This is a genomic window from Pectobacterium aroidearum (assembly GCF_041228105.1).
GTDB lineage: Bacteria > Pseudomonadota > Gammaproteobacteria > Enterobacterales > Enterobacteriaceae > Pectobacterium > Pectobacterium aroidearum.
Window position 1 is genome coordinate 3,957,440 of sequence record NZ_CP166097.1, and the last position, 15,489, is coordinate 3,972,928.

The 15,489-nt window shown below is 51.6% G+C and carries 15 protein-coding genes; all 15 read right to left on the reverse strand.

The window, feature by feature from the left end; genetic code table 11:
- Positions 1-597: a ribonuclease HII gene (gene rnhB, locus AB8809_RS17890; protein WP_012773643.1), complete on the reverse strand. Its 597-nt coding sequence runs from the start codon at positions 595-597 to the stop codon at positions 1-3.
- A gap of 35 nt (positions 598-632) precedes the next feature.
- On the reverse strand, positions 633-1,784 hold the full coding sequence (gene lpxB, locus AB8809_RS17895) for a lipid-A-disaccharide synthase (RefSeq protein WP_180778216.1): 1,152 nt from the start codon (positions 1,782-1,784) through the stop codon (positions 633-635).
- 3 nt (positions 1,785-1,787) lie between these two features.
- Positions 1,788-2,576, reverse strand: a complete 789-nt coding sequence (gene lpxA / locus AB8809_RS17900) for an acyl-ACP--UDP-N-acetylglucosamine O-acyltransferase (protein ID WP_012773641.1) — start codon at positions 2,574-2,576, stop codon at positions 1,788-1,790.
- A gap of 4 nt (positions 2,577-2,580) precedes the next feature.
- Complete coding sequence (gene fabZ / locus AB8809_RS17905) at positions 2,581-3,036, reverse strand: 3-hydroxyacyl-ACP dehydratase FabZ (RefSeq protein ID WP_010284842.1); 456 nt, start codon at positions 3,034-3,036, stop codon at positions 2,581-2,583.
- Positions 3,037-3,138: 102 nt separating this feature from the next.
- Entirely contained in the window at positions 3,139-4,161 is a 1,023-nt protein-coding gene (lpxD, locus tag AB8809_RS17910; protein ID WP_012773639.1) for a UDP-3-O-(3-hydroxymyristoyl)glucosamine N-acyltransferase, read from the reverse strand.
- A 3-nt stretch (positions 4,162-4,164) separates the two neighbouring features.
- The gene (gene skp, locus AB8809_RS17915) at positions 4,165-4,662 is read right to left on the reverse strand and encodes a molecular chaperone Skp (RefSeq protein ID WP_012773638.1); all 498 of its coding nucleotides are present in this window, start codon (positions 4,660-4,662) and stop codon (positions 4,165-4,167) included.
- A gap of 141 nt (positions 4,663-4,803) precedes the next feature.
- Positions 4,804-7,233: an outer membrane protein assembly factor BamA gene (gene bamA / locus AB8809_RS17920; RefSeq protein WP_012773637.1), complete on the reverse strand. Its 2,430-nt coding sequence runs from the start codon at positions 7,231-7,233 to the stop codon at positions 4,804-4,806.
- 35 nt (positions 7,234-7,268) lie between these two features.
- A complete protein-coding gene (gene rseP / locus AB8809_RS17925; protein WP_012773636.1) occupies positions 7,269-8,624 on the reverse strand; it encodes a sigma E protease regulator RseP in 1,356 nt (451 codons plus the stop codon).
- A gap of 21 nt (positions 8,625-8,645) precedes the next feature.
- Positions 8,646-9,503 carry a phosphatidate cytidylyltransferase gene (gene cdsA, locus AB8809_RS17930; protein ID WP_012773635.1) on the reverse strand — a complete coding sequence of 286 codons (858 nt, stop codon included), beginning with the start codon at positions 9,501-9,503 and terminating at the stop codon, positions 8,646-8,648.
- A gap of 9 nt (positions 9,504-9,512) precedes the next feature.
- A complete protein-coding gene (ispU, locus tag AB8809_RS17935; RefSeq protein WP_180778214.1) occupies positions 9,513-10,274 on the reverse strand; it encodes a (2E,6E)-farnesyl-diphosphate-specific ditrans,polycis-undecaprenyl-diphosphate synthase in 762 nt (253 codons plus the stop codon).
- A 199-nt stretch (positions 10,275-10,473) separates the two neighbouring features.
- Positions 10,474-11,670, reverse strand: coding sequence for a 1-deoxy-D-xylulose-5-phosphate reductoisomerase (gene ispC, locus AB8809_RS17940; RefSeq protein WP_180778213.1), 1,197 nt, complete (start codon positions 11,668-11,670; stop codon positions 10,474-10,476).
- 238 nt (positions 11,671-11,908) lie between these two features.
- Positions 11,909-12,466: a ribosome recycling factor gene (frr, locus tag AB8809_RS17945; RefSeq protein ID WP_012773632.1), complete on the reverse strand. Its 558-nt coding sequence runs from the start codon at positions 12,464-12,466 to the stop codon at positions 11,909-11,911.
- A gap of 125 nt (positions 12,467-12,591) precedes the next feature.
- Complete coding sequence (gene pyrH, locus AB8809_RS17950; RefSeq protein ID WP_012773631.1) at positions 12,592-13,317, reverse strand: UMP kinase; 726 nt, start codon at positions 13,315-13,317, stop codon at positions 12,592-12,594.
- Between the two features lie 158 nt (positions 13,318-13,475).
- Positions 13,476-14,327: a translation elongation factor Ts gene (gene tsf, locus AB8809_RS17955; RefSeq protein WP_012773630.1), complete on the reverse strand. Its 852-nt coding sequence runs from the start codon at positions 14,325-14,327 to the stop codon at positions 13,476-13,478.
- Between the two features lie 134 nt (positions 14,328-14,461).
- Entirely contained in the window at positions 14,462-15,187 is a 726-nt protein-coding gene (gene rpsB, locus AB8809_RS17960) for a 30S ribosomal protein S2 (protein WP_010284816.1), read from the reverse strand.
- Between the last annotated feature and the right edge of the window lie 302 nt (positions 15,188-15,489).

Sequence of the window (15,489 nt, forward strand, 5' to 3'; positions counted from 1 at the left end):
TTACGCCAGCCCTAATGCTCGTTTGACTGGCGCGAAGCTCCGACGGTGAAACTCAGTGGCACCCAGCGCGGCCAGTTTCTCAAGATGGAAAGCCGTTGGGTAGCCTTTGTGTTGGGCAAAACCATAAGCGGGGAAGCGTTCATCCAACTCGACCATCTCACGATCGCGAGTCACTTTCGCCATAATCGAGGCCGCGCTGATTTCTGCCACGCGGCTATCCCCCTTAACAACCGCCTGAGAAGGCATCGGCAATGCCGGGCAACGGTTACCATCAATCAGAACAAAATCGGGTACAACAGCCAATCCGGCCACCGCTCGCTGCATTGCCAACATGGTAGCATGCAGGATATTCAGTTGATCAATCTCTTCCGGCTCAGCCCGACCAAGGCTCCACGCCAGCGCCTTCTCTTTGATTTCATCATAGAGTGCTAGTCGGCGTTTTTCACTCAGCTGTTTAGAATCTGCCAGCCCGACAATTGGCCTAGTCGGATCAAGAATCACCGCCGCCGTCACGACAGCACCAACCAGAGGACCGCGCCCCACTTCATCAACGCCAGCGATACAGGTCGCCTGCGGATAGATAAATATTTCACTCATGGCTTTATTAACATGGTCTTACGAATAGGGTTTTATTAACGCGGCTTGACTAATTCCAGTACCGCCTGAGCCGCTTGCTCATCAGCGTTACAGCGAATCTGCTGATGCAAATCCACAAATGTCGTACGCAGCGCAGCCGTTTTATCCGAATCTGCAAACAGCGGCAATAGCGCAGCGGCCAGCTTGTCAGGTGTACAGTCGGTCTGAAGCAACTCCGTCACCAGTTCACGCCCAGCCAGCAAATTCGGCAGCGACACCCACTGTGTTTTGACCAGACGCTGTGCCAGCCAGAAGGTAAAGGGTTTCATGCGGTAACCCACCACCATCGGGCATTTTGCCAGCATACACTCCAGCGCCGCCGTACCGGATGCCAATAGAGCCGCATCACTGGCAATCATAGCTTCCCGCGCCTGTCCATCCAGCAGATGCACGCGCAAATCGGGAGCCACACTGCTTTTGATCTGTTCAAACTGTTCACGCCGCTTGCTGTTCACCAGCGGAACGACAATTTCCAGATCGGGAAAATGTTCGCGCAGCAGTACAGCGGTCTTGAGGAAATCGGCGCTAAGCATTTCTACTTCTGCGTTGCGGCTACCCGGCAGCAGCGCCAGACAGTGTGCCTCTGGCGCAATGCCCAACGTCGCACGCGCGGCCTGCTTATCGGGGTGCAGCGGCATTGCATCGGCCATCGTGTGGCCGATAAAGCGACAAGGCACATTGAAACGATCGTAAAACGCTTTTTCAAAAGGTAAAAAGGCCAGCACCAGATTGGTCGCTTTACCTATTTTGAAAACGCGTTTTTGACGCCATGCCCACACGGACGGGCTGACGTAGTGAATGGTATTGATGCCGCGCTGCTTGAGGTTCCCCTCCAGCGTGATGTTGAAATCAGGTGCATCAATCCCCACGAAGACATCGGGCTGAAGCTCGCTGAAACGTTGGGTCAAATCCCGCCGAATTTTCAGCAGGCGAGGAAGCCGACCCAGCACTTCAACAATGCCCATGACGGCCAGCTCTTCCATCTCGTACCAGGCTTCACAGCCTTCAGCCTGCATACGCGGTCCAGCAACGCCGACAAACCGCGCATCGGGCACCTTTTCTTTTAGCGCTCGGATCAGACCCGCGCCAAGGATGTCGCCGGAAGTTTCCCCGGCGACCAGCCCAATAGTCAAAGGACGTGATGACATGGATTAACGAATGATGCCGCGAGTAGAACGGGCAAAGAAATCGGTAAACGCCTGCACAGCCGGGTGTTCCGCCGCCAGCGCTTCAATTTCCGGCTTCACTTCGTCCAGCGTTTTACCGCTGCGGTAGAGCAGTTTGTACGCGTTACGGATCGCGTGCAGAGTATCTTTCTCGAATCCACGACGCTTCAGACCTTCAATGTTCAGGCCAAACGGCGTGGCATGGTTACCTTGCGCGATAACATATGGCGGCACATCTTGCGCCACACCGGAACATCCGCCCACCATGACGTGAGCACCAATGATGCAGAACTGGTGTACCGCCGTCATCCCACCGATAATCGCAAAATCATCGACGGAAACATGGCCGCCCAGCGTTGCGTTATTCGCCAGAATACAGCGATTGCCCACTACGCAGTCGTGCGCGATATGCGTGTTGATCATCAACAGGTTATCGCTACCGACTTTAGTCAACCCACCGCCTTGTGTCGTGCCACGGTGAATCGTGACGCTTTCACGGATGCGGTTACGATCGCCAATCTCAACGCGGGTCGGTTCCCCGGCATATTTGAGATCCTGGTTCACTTCACCAATTGACGTGAACTGATAGATTTCGTTATCGCGACCAATTTTAGTGACGCCATTGACGACGACATGTGATTTCAGCACCGTACCTGCACCGATCTCAACCTGAGAACCGATATAGCAGAACGGGCCAATATGAACGCCAGCACCAATGATGGCACCGTCTTCAACAATCGAACTTGGGTGAATAAAGGCGGTTTGATCAATCACGTTATCAGGACTCCCGACGGCGAGCACACATCATTGACGCTTCGCAGGCCACTTCGCCATCAACTTTGGCAACACCTTTAAAGCGTGCAACGCCGCGACGCTCTTTGATGAATTCAACTTCAAGGATCATTTGATCGCCTGGCTGTACAGGGCGCTTAAAGCGCGCTTCGTCAACAGCGGCGAAATAGTACAGCTCACCCGGCTCCAGTTTTCCCACGCTTTTAAACGCCAGAATACCGGTGGCCTGAGCCATCGCTTCCAGAATCAGCACGCCGGGAAAAATCGGTTTGCCCGGGAAATGGCCCTGGAAGAAGGGTTCGTTGAAAGAGACGTTTTTCACCGCCCGCAGAAACTTCCCTTCTTCAAAATCCAGTACCCGATCAACCAGTAAAAATGGGAAACGGTGCGGTAATAGTTCTAAAATCTCTTCAATATGCAGAGTATGAGTGTCAGTAGTCAAAATACTCTTCCTGTCCATAAAAACTGATGCCATCAACAACACGGCCTGCGCAGACCCTAAATTAGGTGTCTTCAGGCAGGCCGCAAATAAAAACGCGAGTGATTAAACGTTATCGACTTTTCGTTCAACGGCTTTCAACCGTTTGCTTATCTCATCAATATTCATCACCAGCGCTGCGGTTTTACGCCATACTTTGTTGGGTTGCAAAGGAATGCCCGAAGAGTATACCCCAGGTTCTGTGATTGGTCGCATGACCATCCCCATTCCCGTTACCGTCACTTTATCGCAAATCTCCATGTGCCCGTTGATTACGCTGGCACCGCCGATCATGCAATAACGACCAATTTTCAAGCTCCCCGCCATAATAACGCCACCCGCTACCGCGGTATTGTCGCCAATCACGACGTTGTGCGCAATCTGACATTGGTTATCAATGATAACACCATTGCCAATGACCGTATCATCCAACGCGCCACGATCGATGGTCGTGCTTGCGCCGATCTCAACCCGATCGCCAATTCTAACCGTGCCTAACTGCGGGATTTTCACCCAGTTACCGCGATCGTTGGCATAACCAAAACCGTCTGAACCGATAACCGTTCCCGACTGGATCAGGCAATGCTCACCCAGCTCAACGCGGTGATAAATCGTTACATTTGCCCACAAACGGGTACCAGCACCAATGCGGGCATCTTTGCCGATGAAGCAGCCGGGACCAATGACAACACCATCACCCAACTGTGCACCAGATTCGATGACGGCATTTGCACCAACGGATACCTGCTGCCCCAGCGTTGCGTCTGGCGCAATAACCGCGCTCGGCGCAATATCGGTTGCCGGTTGTGGCGTGGTATCCAGCAGCTGTGCCATGCGCGCATAGGTAAGATAGGGATTTTTCACTACCAGCGCAGCAACCTGACAGTAAGGTAAATCCGCTTCCGTCAGCACAACCGCTGACGCTTGCGTCCCAGCCAGTTGCTCACGGTAACGACTGTCGGAAAGAAACGTAATTTGCCCAGTTTTTGCTGAATGCATAGAAGCAACACCGGTGATGACGATATCGCCATCACCGTGTAATTGTGCATCCAACTGTTGAGCTAACGCGTCCAGTCGAATTGAATACATGTATTATTTAACCTGTTTCAGCACATCAGCAGTAATGTCTTTCGCATTGGCGACATACGCAACCGCGTTAGCGTCAATCACAACATCATAGCCTTCTTTGGTTGCAACAGCTTTTACTGCATCCTGAATACGGCTCAGGATTTTGTTGCGCTCTTCCATCTGACGACGGCGGTTGTCCTGATCAAAAGCCTGCGCTTTAGTAGAGAACTGCTCGCGCTGCGCCATGACGTCCTTCTCCATTTTGCTGCGATCGCTCGCTTTCATGGTAGAACCATCACGCTGCAACTTCTGCATCTTGGTCTGTAAATCGTTTTCCATAGATTGCAGTTCAGAAGCACGGCCTTTGAACTCGTTTTCCAGCTGTTTGCCAACGGTTTCACGCTGCGGCAGCTGTTGGAAAATGCTGGAGACGTTAACAACGGCAATTTTGTCAGCAGCCTGAACGCTGGCTGAAGCAGCCAATGCTAAACCGAGGCCTGCGGCACATAACCACTTTTTCACTATAAACTCCTCAACCTAACCTATTTGTGTCTTAACACTTTATTATGAGCATCGCGTCGTAGTATGAACGGCTTATGTTCAACCGTTCATATTTACGAACAACGAGGCGACATTCCCTGCATACGACCTATTGACGTCACACTACCAGGTTTTGCCAATGTTAAACTGGAATTGTTCCGACTTGTCTCCATCGTACTTTTTAACCGGCTGGGCATAGGAGAAGACCAATGGCCCAAGCGGAGACATCCATTGCAACGCGATACCGCTGGAAACACGGAAGTTGCTCGCCTTGCTGTAATCCGGTACGCCTGCGGCAATCGTTGCAGGGGTATTTTCCCAGTTGGTATCCCATACCGTACCGCCGTCTACAAAGAAGGAAGTACGGACGGAACTCGCGTATTTATCGCTGATAAACGGCGTCGGCACGATCAGTTCCGCACTCAGCACCGCCATCGCATTACCGCCCACCGCATCATCCAGATTGGTTGAATCAATCGGGCAATTGGAATAAGACGTTGCGCCCACAGCACATTTGTAATACGCCGCTTTAGGACCAATCGTGTTCGACTGGAAGCCACGCACCGTACTGGAACCACCAGCATAGAAGTTGTCGTAGAACGGCACTTCTTTACCGCCAAGGCCGTCAGCAAAGCCCGCACGCGTACGGCCCATCACCACCCATTTACCGCTGTCAGTCAACGGGTAGTAGCTCGCCGAATCAAACGTCAGCTTGTAGTATTCGTTATCCGAACCCGGCACGGCGATCTTGGCATTCGCCGACGCACGCGTTCCTTTTGTCGGGAAGTAGCCGCGATCCAGATTGTTATACGACCATCCGGTATTCAGGAAGAAATCGTTCGCTTTGAAATCCGCGCTAGATTTATTACCTTCCTGAACTACTGCGGGATTAACTCCCACAGAATCCAGATAACGCCACATCGCCACCTGCGGTCTCATATCCGACAGGTCGTTGTGCACATAATCCAGGCCGACACGCAGTGAGTTATTCTCGTTGATCGGGAAGCCCAGCGTGCTGCCAACGCCATAACTCACGTTGGTATAGTCGGACAGATCGGCGTCAGACGCCTCAAATTTGTTATAGAAGATGCGACCACCGAGGCTAACGCCGTCGACGGTAAAGTACGGGTCGGTCAGTGACAATTCGACATACGTCTGGTAGTCGTTTTTCGTCCCGCTGATACCAACGGAGTTACCCGTTCCCAGCCAGTTGTCCTGCTGAACCCCAGCCTGGAAACTCACGCCACTTTCGGTACCGAAACCGACACCAAAGTTGAAGGTACCCGTATTACGCTCTTTGACCTTATACGTTACATCAACCTGATCGGCCACGCCGGGAACACGCTGCGTTTCTACGTCAACGCTTTCAAAGAATCCCAGTCGGTTTAGACGCTCTTTGCCCTGTTCAACCAGATCGTTGCCTAACCAGGCACCTTCCATCTGGCGCATTTCACGGCGCAGGACAGCGTCTTTAGACGTGTCGTTACCGTCAAAGCGGATATGGCGCACATAGAAACGGTTACCGGCATCAACGTTGATGTTTAATCTCACCGTCTTGTCTGCATCATTAATTTCCGGCTGTGTTACCACGCGCGGATAGGCATAGCCATAACGACCCAGCAGTTTTTTGATGTCCTCTTCCATCCGGGTCACTTTCGTCCCGTTGTAGAGTTCACCCGGTTCAATCTTCGTCAGCCCTTCAATTTCCGCAGAGTGACCAGCCAGATTGCCTTTCACCGTCACGCCGGACAGCTTGTACTGCTCGCCTTCCGTCATGTTGATGGTGATGTAGATGCCTTTTTTATCTGGCGTCAGACTCACCTGTGTGGAATCAATATTGAAACGCGCATAGCCGCGATCCAGATAGAAACTCCGCAAAGTTTCCAAGTCGCCAGACAGTTTTTGTTTCTGATATTTACGATCGCCAACCACGTTCCACCACGGCACTTCATCACGCAGTTGGAAACGGGAGATCAATTCGTCGGAGCTGAACGCTTTATTACCGACAATATTAATCTGTTGGATCTTGGCGGAAACGCCTTCCGTGAAGACCAGTTTCAGGTCTACGCGGTTACGCGGGAGTGGCGTGACAACGGCTTTAACCGACGCACTATATTTACCCACGCTGTAGTAGAAATCTTCCAGTCCTTTTTCGATGCTAGTGAGCGCGGTGCGGTCTAACGCTTCACCGACGCGCACGCCAGAGGCCTCCAGGTTTTCTTTCAGCATGTCGTCTTTGACGGACTTATTGCCGGAAAACGTGACGCTGGCGATTGTCGGACGTTCTTTCACCTGCACAATCAGGGTGCCGCCATCGCGCAGGACGCGAACATCTTCAAAATTTCCGGTCGCAAACAAGGCACGGATGGTGTTACCGATATCATCGTCGCCGATGGTATCACCAACGCGGACTGGCATACTGAGTAGTGCCGCTCCGACGGCAACCCTTTGCAGGCCCTCGAAATGAATGTCCTTCACTACGAACCCGTCTGCACCGTATACGGTTGCGCTGCTGAACAGCAGCGACGCTATGAGCAACTTTTTGATCGCCATCGTTGTTATGCGTTTTTCCTAACCTAATCCCGCGCCTAGAGACGAGAGAAATCATTGAAAAGTGCGAGTCCCATTAACAACATCAGCAACACTGTACCAATGCGATAGCTAACGTCCTGCACACGCTCAGAAACCGGCCTGCCCTTCAGCTTTTCAACCGCAAGAAAGAGCAGGTGTCCACCATCCAATACCGGCAGAGGGAACAGATTGATGATCCCCAAATTGACGCTGATTAAGGCCAAAAACATCAGGTAATAAATCAATCCATAATCTGCTGACATTCCTGCGCCCTGAGCAATCGAAATGGGACCACTCAGGTTGTTTAGCTTAACATCACCCATAACCAGTTTCCCTAACATACTGACGGTCAATTTCATCAGTTGCCAGGTTTTATCTGTTGCCTGGTAGATTGCGCTAAACGGCCCATACTGGCGCACAGTTCTGTATTCTTCAGGCAGTGGCGTCACACTTGGCATAACGCCCGCCAGCCCTTCAACTCTGCCACTCCCCACAGATTTGCTGTCCGGCGTTAACGTCAACGGTACTGCGGCACCGTTTCGCTCCACCTCCAGAGCAATAGATTGTCCGGGGTTATCACGCACGGCGATGACGAAATCCCGCCATTGCGCTAGTACCTGCCCGTCGACTTTAACGATCCTATCTCCGACTTGCAAACCTGCTTTTTCCGCCGCCGACCCTGCCTGTACCTGATGCAGTACTGGCTCGATTTGCGGACCGCGCGGAATAATCCCGAGCGAGGCGGCCGGATCTTGCTTATCAGGCTCGAACTGCCAATCGCGTAAATCCAGCGTTTTTTGAACGACACGGTCAGAACCTAACGGTGCGCTTCCGATTACAACCTCGCTATCGCCGATTTTACCGATCAGCGCCAGACGCGCAGTATCCCAATCAGGCGTTTCGATACCATCTACTGACTTTAGTTCCATTCCCGCCGACATTTCCGCTTGCGCCGCGATGGAGTTGGGCAGTATTTCACCCACTACCGGGCGCACACCCGGCACGCCGAGAATAAACACCAGCCAATACGCCACAATGGCAAACAGGAAATTGGCAATCGGACCGGCGCTGACGATCGCCGCACGCTGCCAGACCGTTTTACTGTTAAATGATTGGTGACGGAATTCTGGCGCAACCGTGTCGACACGCTCATCCAACATCTTGACGTAGCCACCAAGTGGAATCAGCGCAATCACGAATTCGGTACCGGTACGATCGCGACGACGCCATATTGCGCGACCGAAGCCAACGGAGAAGCGTTCGACCTTCACACCACAGCGGCGAGCCACCCAGAAATGCCCAAACTCATGGACGGTGACCAGCACACCCAGTGCGATGATAAACGCGGCAAGATTCCAGAGAAAACTCAGCATAAATAGCTCTACCGCTTTATTCTAAGCCACTTTAAACAGCAGCAGCATCAGGCAAGAGAACACAGGAACCGCAGCAGTCAGGCTGTCGATACGATCGAGCACACCACCGTGCCCCGGAATCAAATGGCTACTGTCTTTGATGCCCGCCTCGCGTTTGAACATGCTTTCCGTCAAATCACCCAGTACCGAGGCCAACGCAGCAGCGATAGAACATATCAGCAACGTCGATGGTGCCACCGTTAATGGCGCGTAAAGGCTAAACAGCACAGAAATGAGCGCTGAAGTTGCCAGACCGCCGAGAAAGCCTTCCCAGGTTTTGCCCGGCGAGACTTTTGGCGCGAGTTTACGCTTACCAAACAGTTTACCGAACATGTAGGCACCGCTGTCCGCCCCCCACACCAGCAGCATGACGTAGAGCAGCCACCAGGCACCCGAGAACGGATTAATCGCGTAATTATAATGACGAAGCGCGACCATGCCCCAGAAAAACGGCACGATCGTCATGATGCCGAACACCAGCCGCAATGCGCGCGAATGGCGCCAGAATGAAGCGGAAGCCGGATAGAACAGAACCAACAGAAGCGCCACACCCCACCACGCCAGCGATGACCAGAGTGCGATACTGATCTGCGGAATATGAACGGAATAATGGTAGGCCGGAAGTGATAACAGCATCAGCGCCAGCAAGAAACCACACAGAATCGCGAGCCACAGGCGTTGACCATAAGAGGCAAACCCCGCCAGTTGACCCCATTCCCATGCAGCCAGCATACAAACGGCCAACGTAACAAGCGTGAATCCCAGAGGAGGCAGCAAGAAAAGTGCCGCAATAACAATCGGGATTAAAATAAAAGCAGTAATCAGGCGATACTTCAGCAAAAGTTCCCCCTAGGATGCATCAGCATCGATAGGTGTTGTTCCCCCGAAGCGGCGCTCGCGTTGTGCAAAAGCATTCAGCGCACCTTCAAAGACTTGTTCATCGAAATCAGGCCAGAGGACATCAGTAAAGTAAAGTTCAGCATAAGCAATTTGCCACAGAAGAAAATTACTGATGCGGTGTTCTCCACCGGTTCTGATCACCAAATCAACCGGAGCCAGATCATTCAGACAGATGTACTGACATAATGACGCTTCATTAATGCTATCAGGGCGCAGAATGCCTTCCTGGACCTGCTCTGCAAGTTGCCGTACTCCCTGAATAATATCCCAACGGCCGCCATAATTCGCGGCAATATTCAGTGTGAGCCCCTGATTCTTTTCTGTCAGCGCCTCTGAACGGCGAATGCGTTCTTGTAAACGCGGGCTGAAGCGACCGATATCTCCGATCACCCGCAGGCGAACATTGTGCTTGTGCAGGCTTTTTACTTCGCTATCCAGCGCCCGAACAAACAGCTCCATGAGTGCGGATACTTCCTGCGCAGGGCGGTTCCAGTTTTCACTACTAAATGCGTAAAGCGTTAGTGCGTCCAGCCCTTGGCTTACTGCAAAACTGACTGAACGTCGAACAGCCTTTACACCAGCCTGATGGCCAAAAATCCGCATTTTCCCCCGGCTTTTCGCCCAGCGACCATTGCCATCCATGATAATGGCAACATGCCGCGGCCCGGCGGGTGGCAGATCGTTAGTATTTTTTTGATTATCGGACGGCATAACGCGTACTTATTTCCTCAAGCAAGAAATACAACAGTCCTTCCGTAACATCAGACCCCGTTAGCGCAAAAAAAGCCGTGAACGATCACGGCTTAGCTTCATTAGTCGATTAAACAATCGTTCGCATAATCAACCACTGAGTGGCGCAGACTATACCACCTCCACCGCACATGAACAAATTGTGCCATGGTCTATCCGGCTATCGCGCGTAGTGTGTCAGGATCTGTGTTGCGGCCTGTCTGGCCCAGCGATCGATGTAAAGAACATCATCAACACTGTCGGGCTCTGGTAATGTAAGTTGTTCAATAACATGTCGATTTACCGCCGCAATATCCGTAAAGCGAATCTGCGACTGCAAAAATGCAGCTACCGCAATTTCATTCGCGGCATTCAATGCCGTCGTGGCCGACTGACCCTGATTACAGGCATCAATTGCCAACTGCAAACAAGGATAGCGCGCATAGTCCGGTGCCAAAAATGTCAACGCACCAATCTGGCAAAAATCTAACGCTTTTGCGCCAGATGTCACACGCTCGGGATAAGCCATCGCATGAGCAATCGGCGTACGCATATCAGGCGATCCTAGCTGTGCCAGAACGCTGCCATCACGGTAACGCACCATCGAGTGAATCACTGACTGCGGATGAATGATGACTTCCATCTGCTCGGCAGAAGCGTTAAACAACCAGCGCGCTTCGATATATTCCAACCCTTTGTTCATCATCGTGGCGGAATCAACCGAAATTTTGCGCCCCATTGACCAGTTTGGATGTGCACACGCCTGATCCGGCGTCATGTCCGCCAACGCCGACACCGCTGTCTCACGAAACGGTCCGCCAGACCCAGTCAAAATAATCCGTTCGACACCATGCTGCGACAATGAAGCGTAGCCTAATTGACGCTGAATTTGCTCAGGTAAACTCTGAAAAATCGCATTATGTTCGCTATCAATCGGTAAAAGCTGTGCGCCACTTTGCGCTACGGCGTCCATAAAGAGACGTCCACAGGTAACCAGTGATTCTTTATTCGCCAACAAGACCTGTTTTCCGGCATGGATTGCCGCCAGCGTCGGCAATAATCCTGCCGCCCCCACAATCGCGGCCATGACCTGATCGACACCATCCAATGCAGCAAGGTCACACGCCGCTTGTTCCCCCGCCAAAACCTCTGTTTTGCAACCGTATTCCGCCAACTGTTGGCGCAGGGCTGTTGCAGAAACTTCATCGGCCATTGAGGCGTAGGCAGGTTGGAAAGTGAGACACTGCTCCAGCATCAGCTTGACGTTGTACCCGGCAGATAACGCGCGTACAGCAAACTTATCGGGATTGGCTTTAATGACTGCCAGAGAACTGACGCCAATAGAGCCAGTGGAACCAAGAATTGTCAGTTGCTTCATTAAAAATGCTCTGAATAACCGGATTTGATGACAGGAAGGTACACGAGTCTGAGACGATTACCATGATATATCTCTGCTATCGATCACAGTCACGACAGCTGCAGACTTATACATAGCAAAAAATTGTTTACTACCCAGAGGGGCTGGCCTTCACCCATTCCTTGTACAAAAAATAAAGCGCCGCCGGAAAAAGGGGCAAGCCCACACGTTTCCTGCGACGCAATATCTAACAGGCTGATTAGAACTCCATCAGCTCCGCTTCTTTTTCTGCCAGTGCTGTATCTACTTTCTTGATGAAGTTGTCAGTCAGTTTCTGCACGTCGTCCTGTGCGCGACGTTCTTCATCTTCGCTGATCGCTTTATCTTTCAACAGCGCTTTCAGTTTATCGTTAGCATCACGGCGCACGTTGCGTACAGAAACACGACCCTGCTCTGCTTCACCACGGACGACCTTGATCAGATCTTTACGGCGTTCTTCTGTCAGAGGTGGCAACGGAACACGGATTACGGTGCCAGCAGAAGACGGATTCAGGCCAAGATCGGAGGCCATGATTGCTTTCTCAACCGCCGGGCCAAGCGTACGATCGAATACCGTGATCGCCAGCGTGCGGGAATCTTCTACGACAACGTTAGCAACCTGACGCAGTGGCGTTGCGCTGCCATAGTATTCAACCTGGATGCCATCGAGAATGCTAGGCGATGCACGGCCGGTGCGGATTTTGCTGATCTGGTTTTTAAACGCTTCAACACATTTGTCCATGCGCGTTTCAGCATCTTTTCTGATTTCATTAGTCACGTTGTGAACCCTTGAAAACTGGTTGCCTGGCGGACCATGTCAGGACACGATCCGGTGAATAATTAATGCCAGCGCTCGGCTGACGTATGGAGCAATACTGACAATATATTACCCCATAATTGACGTTACTGGCTGATTAACGTCCCTTCTTTTTCACCCATGACAACACGACGCAGTGCGCCCGGTTTGTTCATGTTGAAAACACGGATCGGCAAATTATGGTCACGCGCCAGCGTGAACGCAGCAAGATCCATCACTTTCAGTTCACGTTCTAACACTTCCTGATAGGTCAGTGAATCGTATAACGTTGCTGAAGGATCTTTTACCGGATCGGCAGAATAGACGCCATCGACCTTGGTTGCTTTCAATACGACATCCGCTTCAATCTCGATGCCGCGCAGGCAAGCTGCAGAATCCGTGGTAAAGAAAGGGTTACCTGTTCCGGCGGAGAAAATCACCACGCGATTATTACGCAGCAGGCTGATCGCTTCCGCCCAACTGTAGTTATCACAGACGCCATTCAGGGGAATCGCAGACATCAGGCGAGCGTTCACATAGGCACGGTGCAACGCATCACGCATTGCCAGACCATTCATGACGGTCGCCAGCATTCCCATGTGGTCGCCCACAACGCGGTTCATACCCGCTTTAGCCAGACCCGCGCCACGAAACAGGTTACCACCGCCGATAACCACACCGACCTGAATGCCTAACTCAACCAGTTCTTTCACTTCCTGAGCCATGCGATCCAGAATGCTCGCATCGATACCAAAACCTTCAGTTCCCTGTAAAGCTTCGCCACTGAGCTTCAGCAGGATTCGTTGATAGACGGGTTTTGCATTGGTTGCCATGGTGTTCTTATCCTACAGGCTGTCGTCGTATTGGGGGGTTGTAAACATCAAAACTGTTCCACCCGACTCCCTATCTGAATGCAGGAAGCCAAGCGAACTAAAACTATTGGGGCTGGATAAAAAGGAACCGCCAACTGGCGGCTCTTTTTTTTTACTGATTAAGACTGCTTACTCATCGCTGCAACTTCAGCAGCAAAGTCAGTCTCAACTTTCTCAATACCTTCACCCACTTCGAAACGGATGAAGTTAGTCACGTCAGCATTGTGCTCTTTCAGCAGCTGACCAACAGATTTGGCTGGATCCATAACGAAAGGTTGACCAGTCAGAGAAACTTCGCCGGTGAATTTCTTCATACGGCCTTCAACCATTTTCTCTGCGATTTCTTTCGGCTTGCCAGACTGCATCGCGATTTCCAGCTGAACCTGGTACTCTTTATCTACCACTTCAGCGGACACGTCTTCAGGCTTAACGAATTCAGGTTTGCTTGCAGCAACGTGCATAGCCAGGTGTTTAACCAGCTCTTCGTCAGCGCCTTTAGCAGCAACCAGAACACCGATGCGCGCACCGTGCTGGTAGTTACCCAGAACTTCGCCTTCCAGAGCAGAAACACGACGAATGTTGATGTTCTCACCGATTTTCGCAACCAGCGCAACACGCTCTTCTTCGAACTGTGCTTTCAGCACGTCAACATCAGTGATTTTGCCTGCAACTGCAGCGTCCAGTACTTTGTCAGCAAATGCCTGGAAACCACCATCTTTAGCAACGAAGTCGGTCTGGCAGTTAACTTCCAGAATCACAGCGTAGTTACCGTCGATCTTAGTCTTGATTACGCCATCAGCAGCAACGTTACCTGCTTTCTTCGCCGCTTTGATCGCGCCGGATTTACGCATGTTTTCGATTGCCAGCTCGATGTCGCCGTTAGCTTCAACCAGCGCTTTCTTACATTCCATCATGCCCGCAGCGGTACGCTCACGCAGCTCTTTTACCAGGGATGCGGTAATTTCAGCCATTCTAAAATCCTCGGAAGATTTGTTCTGCCCGGTCGTCACGACCAAACAGCTTTAAAAGTGAAAAAGGGGCCATAAAAAGGCCCCTAACCAAACTAGTACTACCTGGTTAATAAGGGCTCAGCGAGCCAGACTTATTATTCAGCTTCTACTAAGCCTTCTTCTGCCTGCACAGCCAGATCCTGAGAACGGCCTTCGCGGACAGCAGTAGCAACAGCGCTCAGGTACAGGCTAACTGCACGGATTGCGTCATCGTTACCAGGGATGATGTAGTCAACGCCATCTGGATCGGAGTTGGTATCAACCACTGCGAATACCGGAATACCCAGGTTGTTAGCTTCTTTGATTGCGATGTGCTCGTGATCGGCGTCGATAACGAACAGCGCGTCTGGCAGACCGCCCATATCTTTGATACCGCCCAGGCTGTTTTCCAGCTTGTCCAGTTCACGAGTGCGCATCAGCGCCTCTTTTTTGGTCAGCTTGTCGAACGTGCCGTCTTGAGATTGGGTTTCCAGATCTTTCAAACGTTTGATGGACTGACGAACGGTTTTCCAGTTAGTCAGCATACCGCCCAACCAACGATGGTTCACGAAGAACTGATCGCAGTTGTTGGCTGCATCTTTTACCGCTTCGCTTGCTGCGCGCTTAGTACCAACGAACAGAATTTTGCCTTTGCGAGAAGCAATTTTGCTCAGTTCAGCCAGAGCGTCGTTGAACATTGGTACAGTTTTTTCAAGGTTGATGATGTGAACTTTGTTACGCGCACCGAAGATGAATGGCTTCATTTTCGGGTTCCAGTAACGGGTCTGGTGACCAAAGTGTACGCCAGCCTTGAGCATATCGCGCATGGAAACAGTTGCCATGATTACCTCTATTAATTAAGTATGGGGTTATGCCTCCACATGTCCCATTGCGCCGACCCCATCCGGTGAAACACCTCAGGAGCACCCCGGCGAACGTGCCGACATGTGTGTGTTATTTACACAAAGTGAGTTTAGTCGATGTGGTTGGGTACCGTATAACTGATAACCAGCCGGATCATCGGCGCGCTTTATACCATAAATCCCCCTACGACACCAACATTTGTTATTCATTAGTCCACGAATCAGAATGATAGTTTGGCAAGCCAGCGGCATGACTGGTAACATAAGTTATTAGTTATTCA

Excerpts from the sequence above, each read along its gene's own strand:
- lpxB (WP_180778216.1), bottom strand. The coding sequence starts at position 1,784 with ATGTCATCACGTCCTTTGACTATTGGGCTGGTCGCCGGGGAAACTTCC.
- tsf (WP_012773630.1), bottom strand. The coding sequence starts at position 14,327 with ATGGCTGAAATTACCGCATCCCTGGTAAAAGAGCTGCGTGAGCGTACC.
- pyrH (WP_012773631.1), bottom strand. The coding sequence starts at position 13,317 with ATGGCAACCAATGCAAAACCCGTCTATCAACGAATCCTGCTGAAGCTC.
- rpsB (WP_010284816.1), bottom strand. The coding sequence starts at position 15,187 with ATGGCAACTGTTTCCATGCGCGATATGCTCAAGGCTGGCGTACACTTT.
- ispC (WP_180778213.1), bottom strand. The coding sequence starts at position 11,670 with ATGAAGCAACTGACAATTCTTGGTTCCACTGGCTCTATTGGCGTCAGT.
- lpxD (WP_012773639.1), bottom strand. The coding sequence starts at position 4,161 with ATGTATTCAATTCGACTGGACGCGTTAGCTCAACAGTTGGATGCACAA.
- bamA (WP_012773637.1), bottom strand. The coding sequence starts at position 7,233 with ATGGCGATCAAAAAGTTGCTCATAGCGTCGCTGCTGTTCAGCAGCGCA.
- ispU (WP_180778214.1), bottom strand. The coding sequence starts at position 10,274 with ATGCCGTCCGATAATCAAAAAAATACTAACGATCTGCCACCCGCCGGG.
- rnhB (WP_012773643.1), bottom strand. The coding sequence starts at position 597 with ATGAGTGAAATATTTATCTATCCGCAGGCGACCTGTATCGCTGGCGTT.
- rseP (WP_012773636.1), bottom strand. The coding sequence starts at position 8,624 with ATGCTGAGTTTTCTCTGGAATCTTGCCGCGTTTATCATCGCACTGGGT.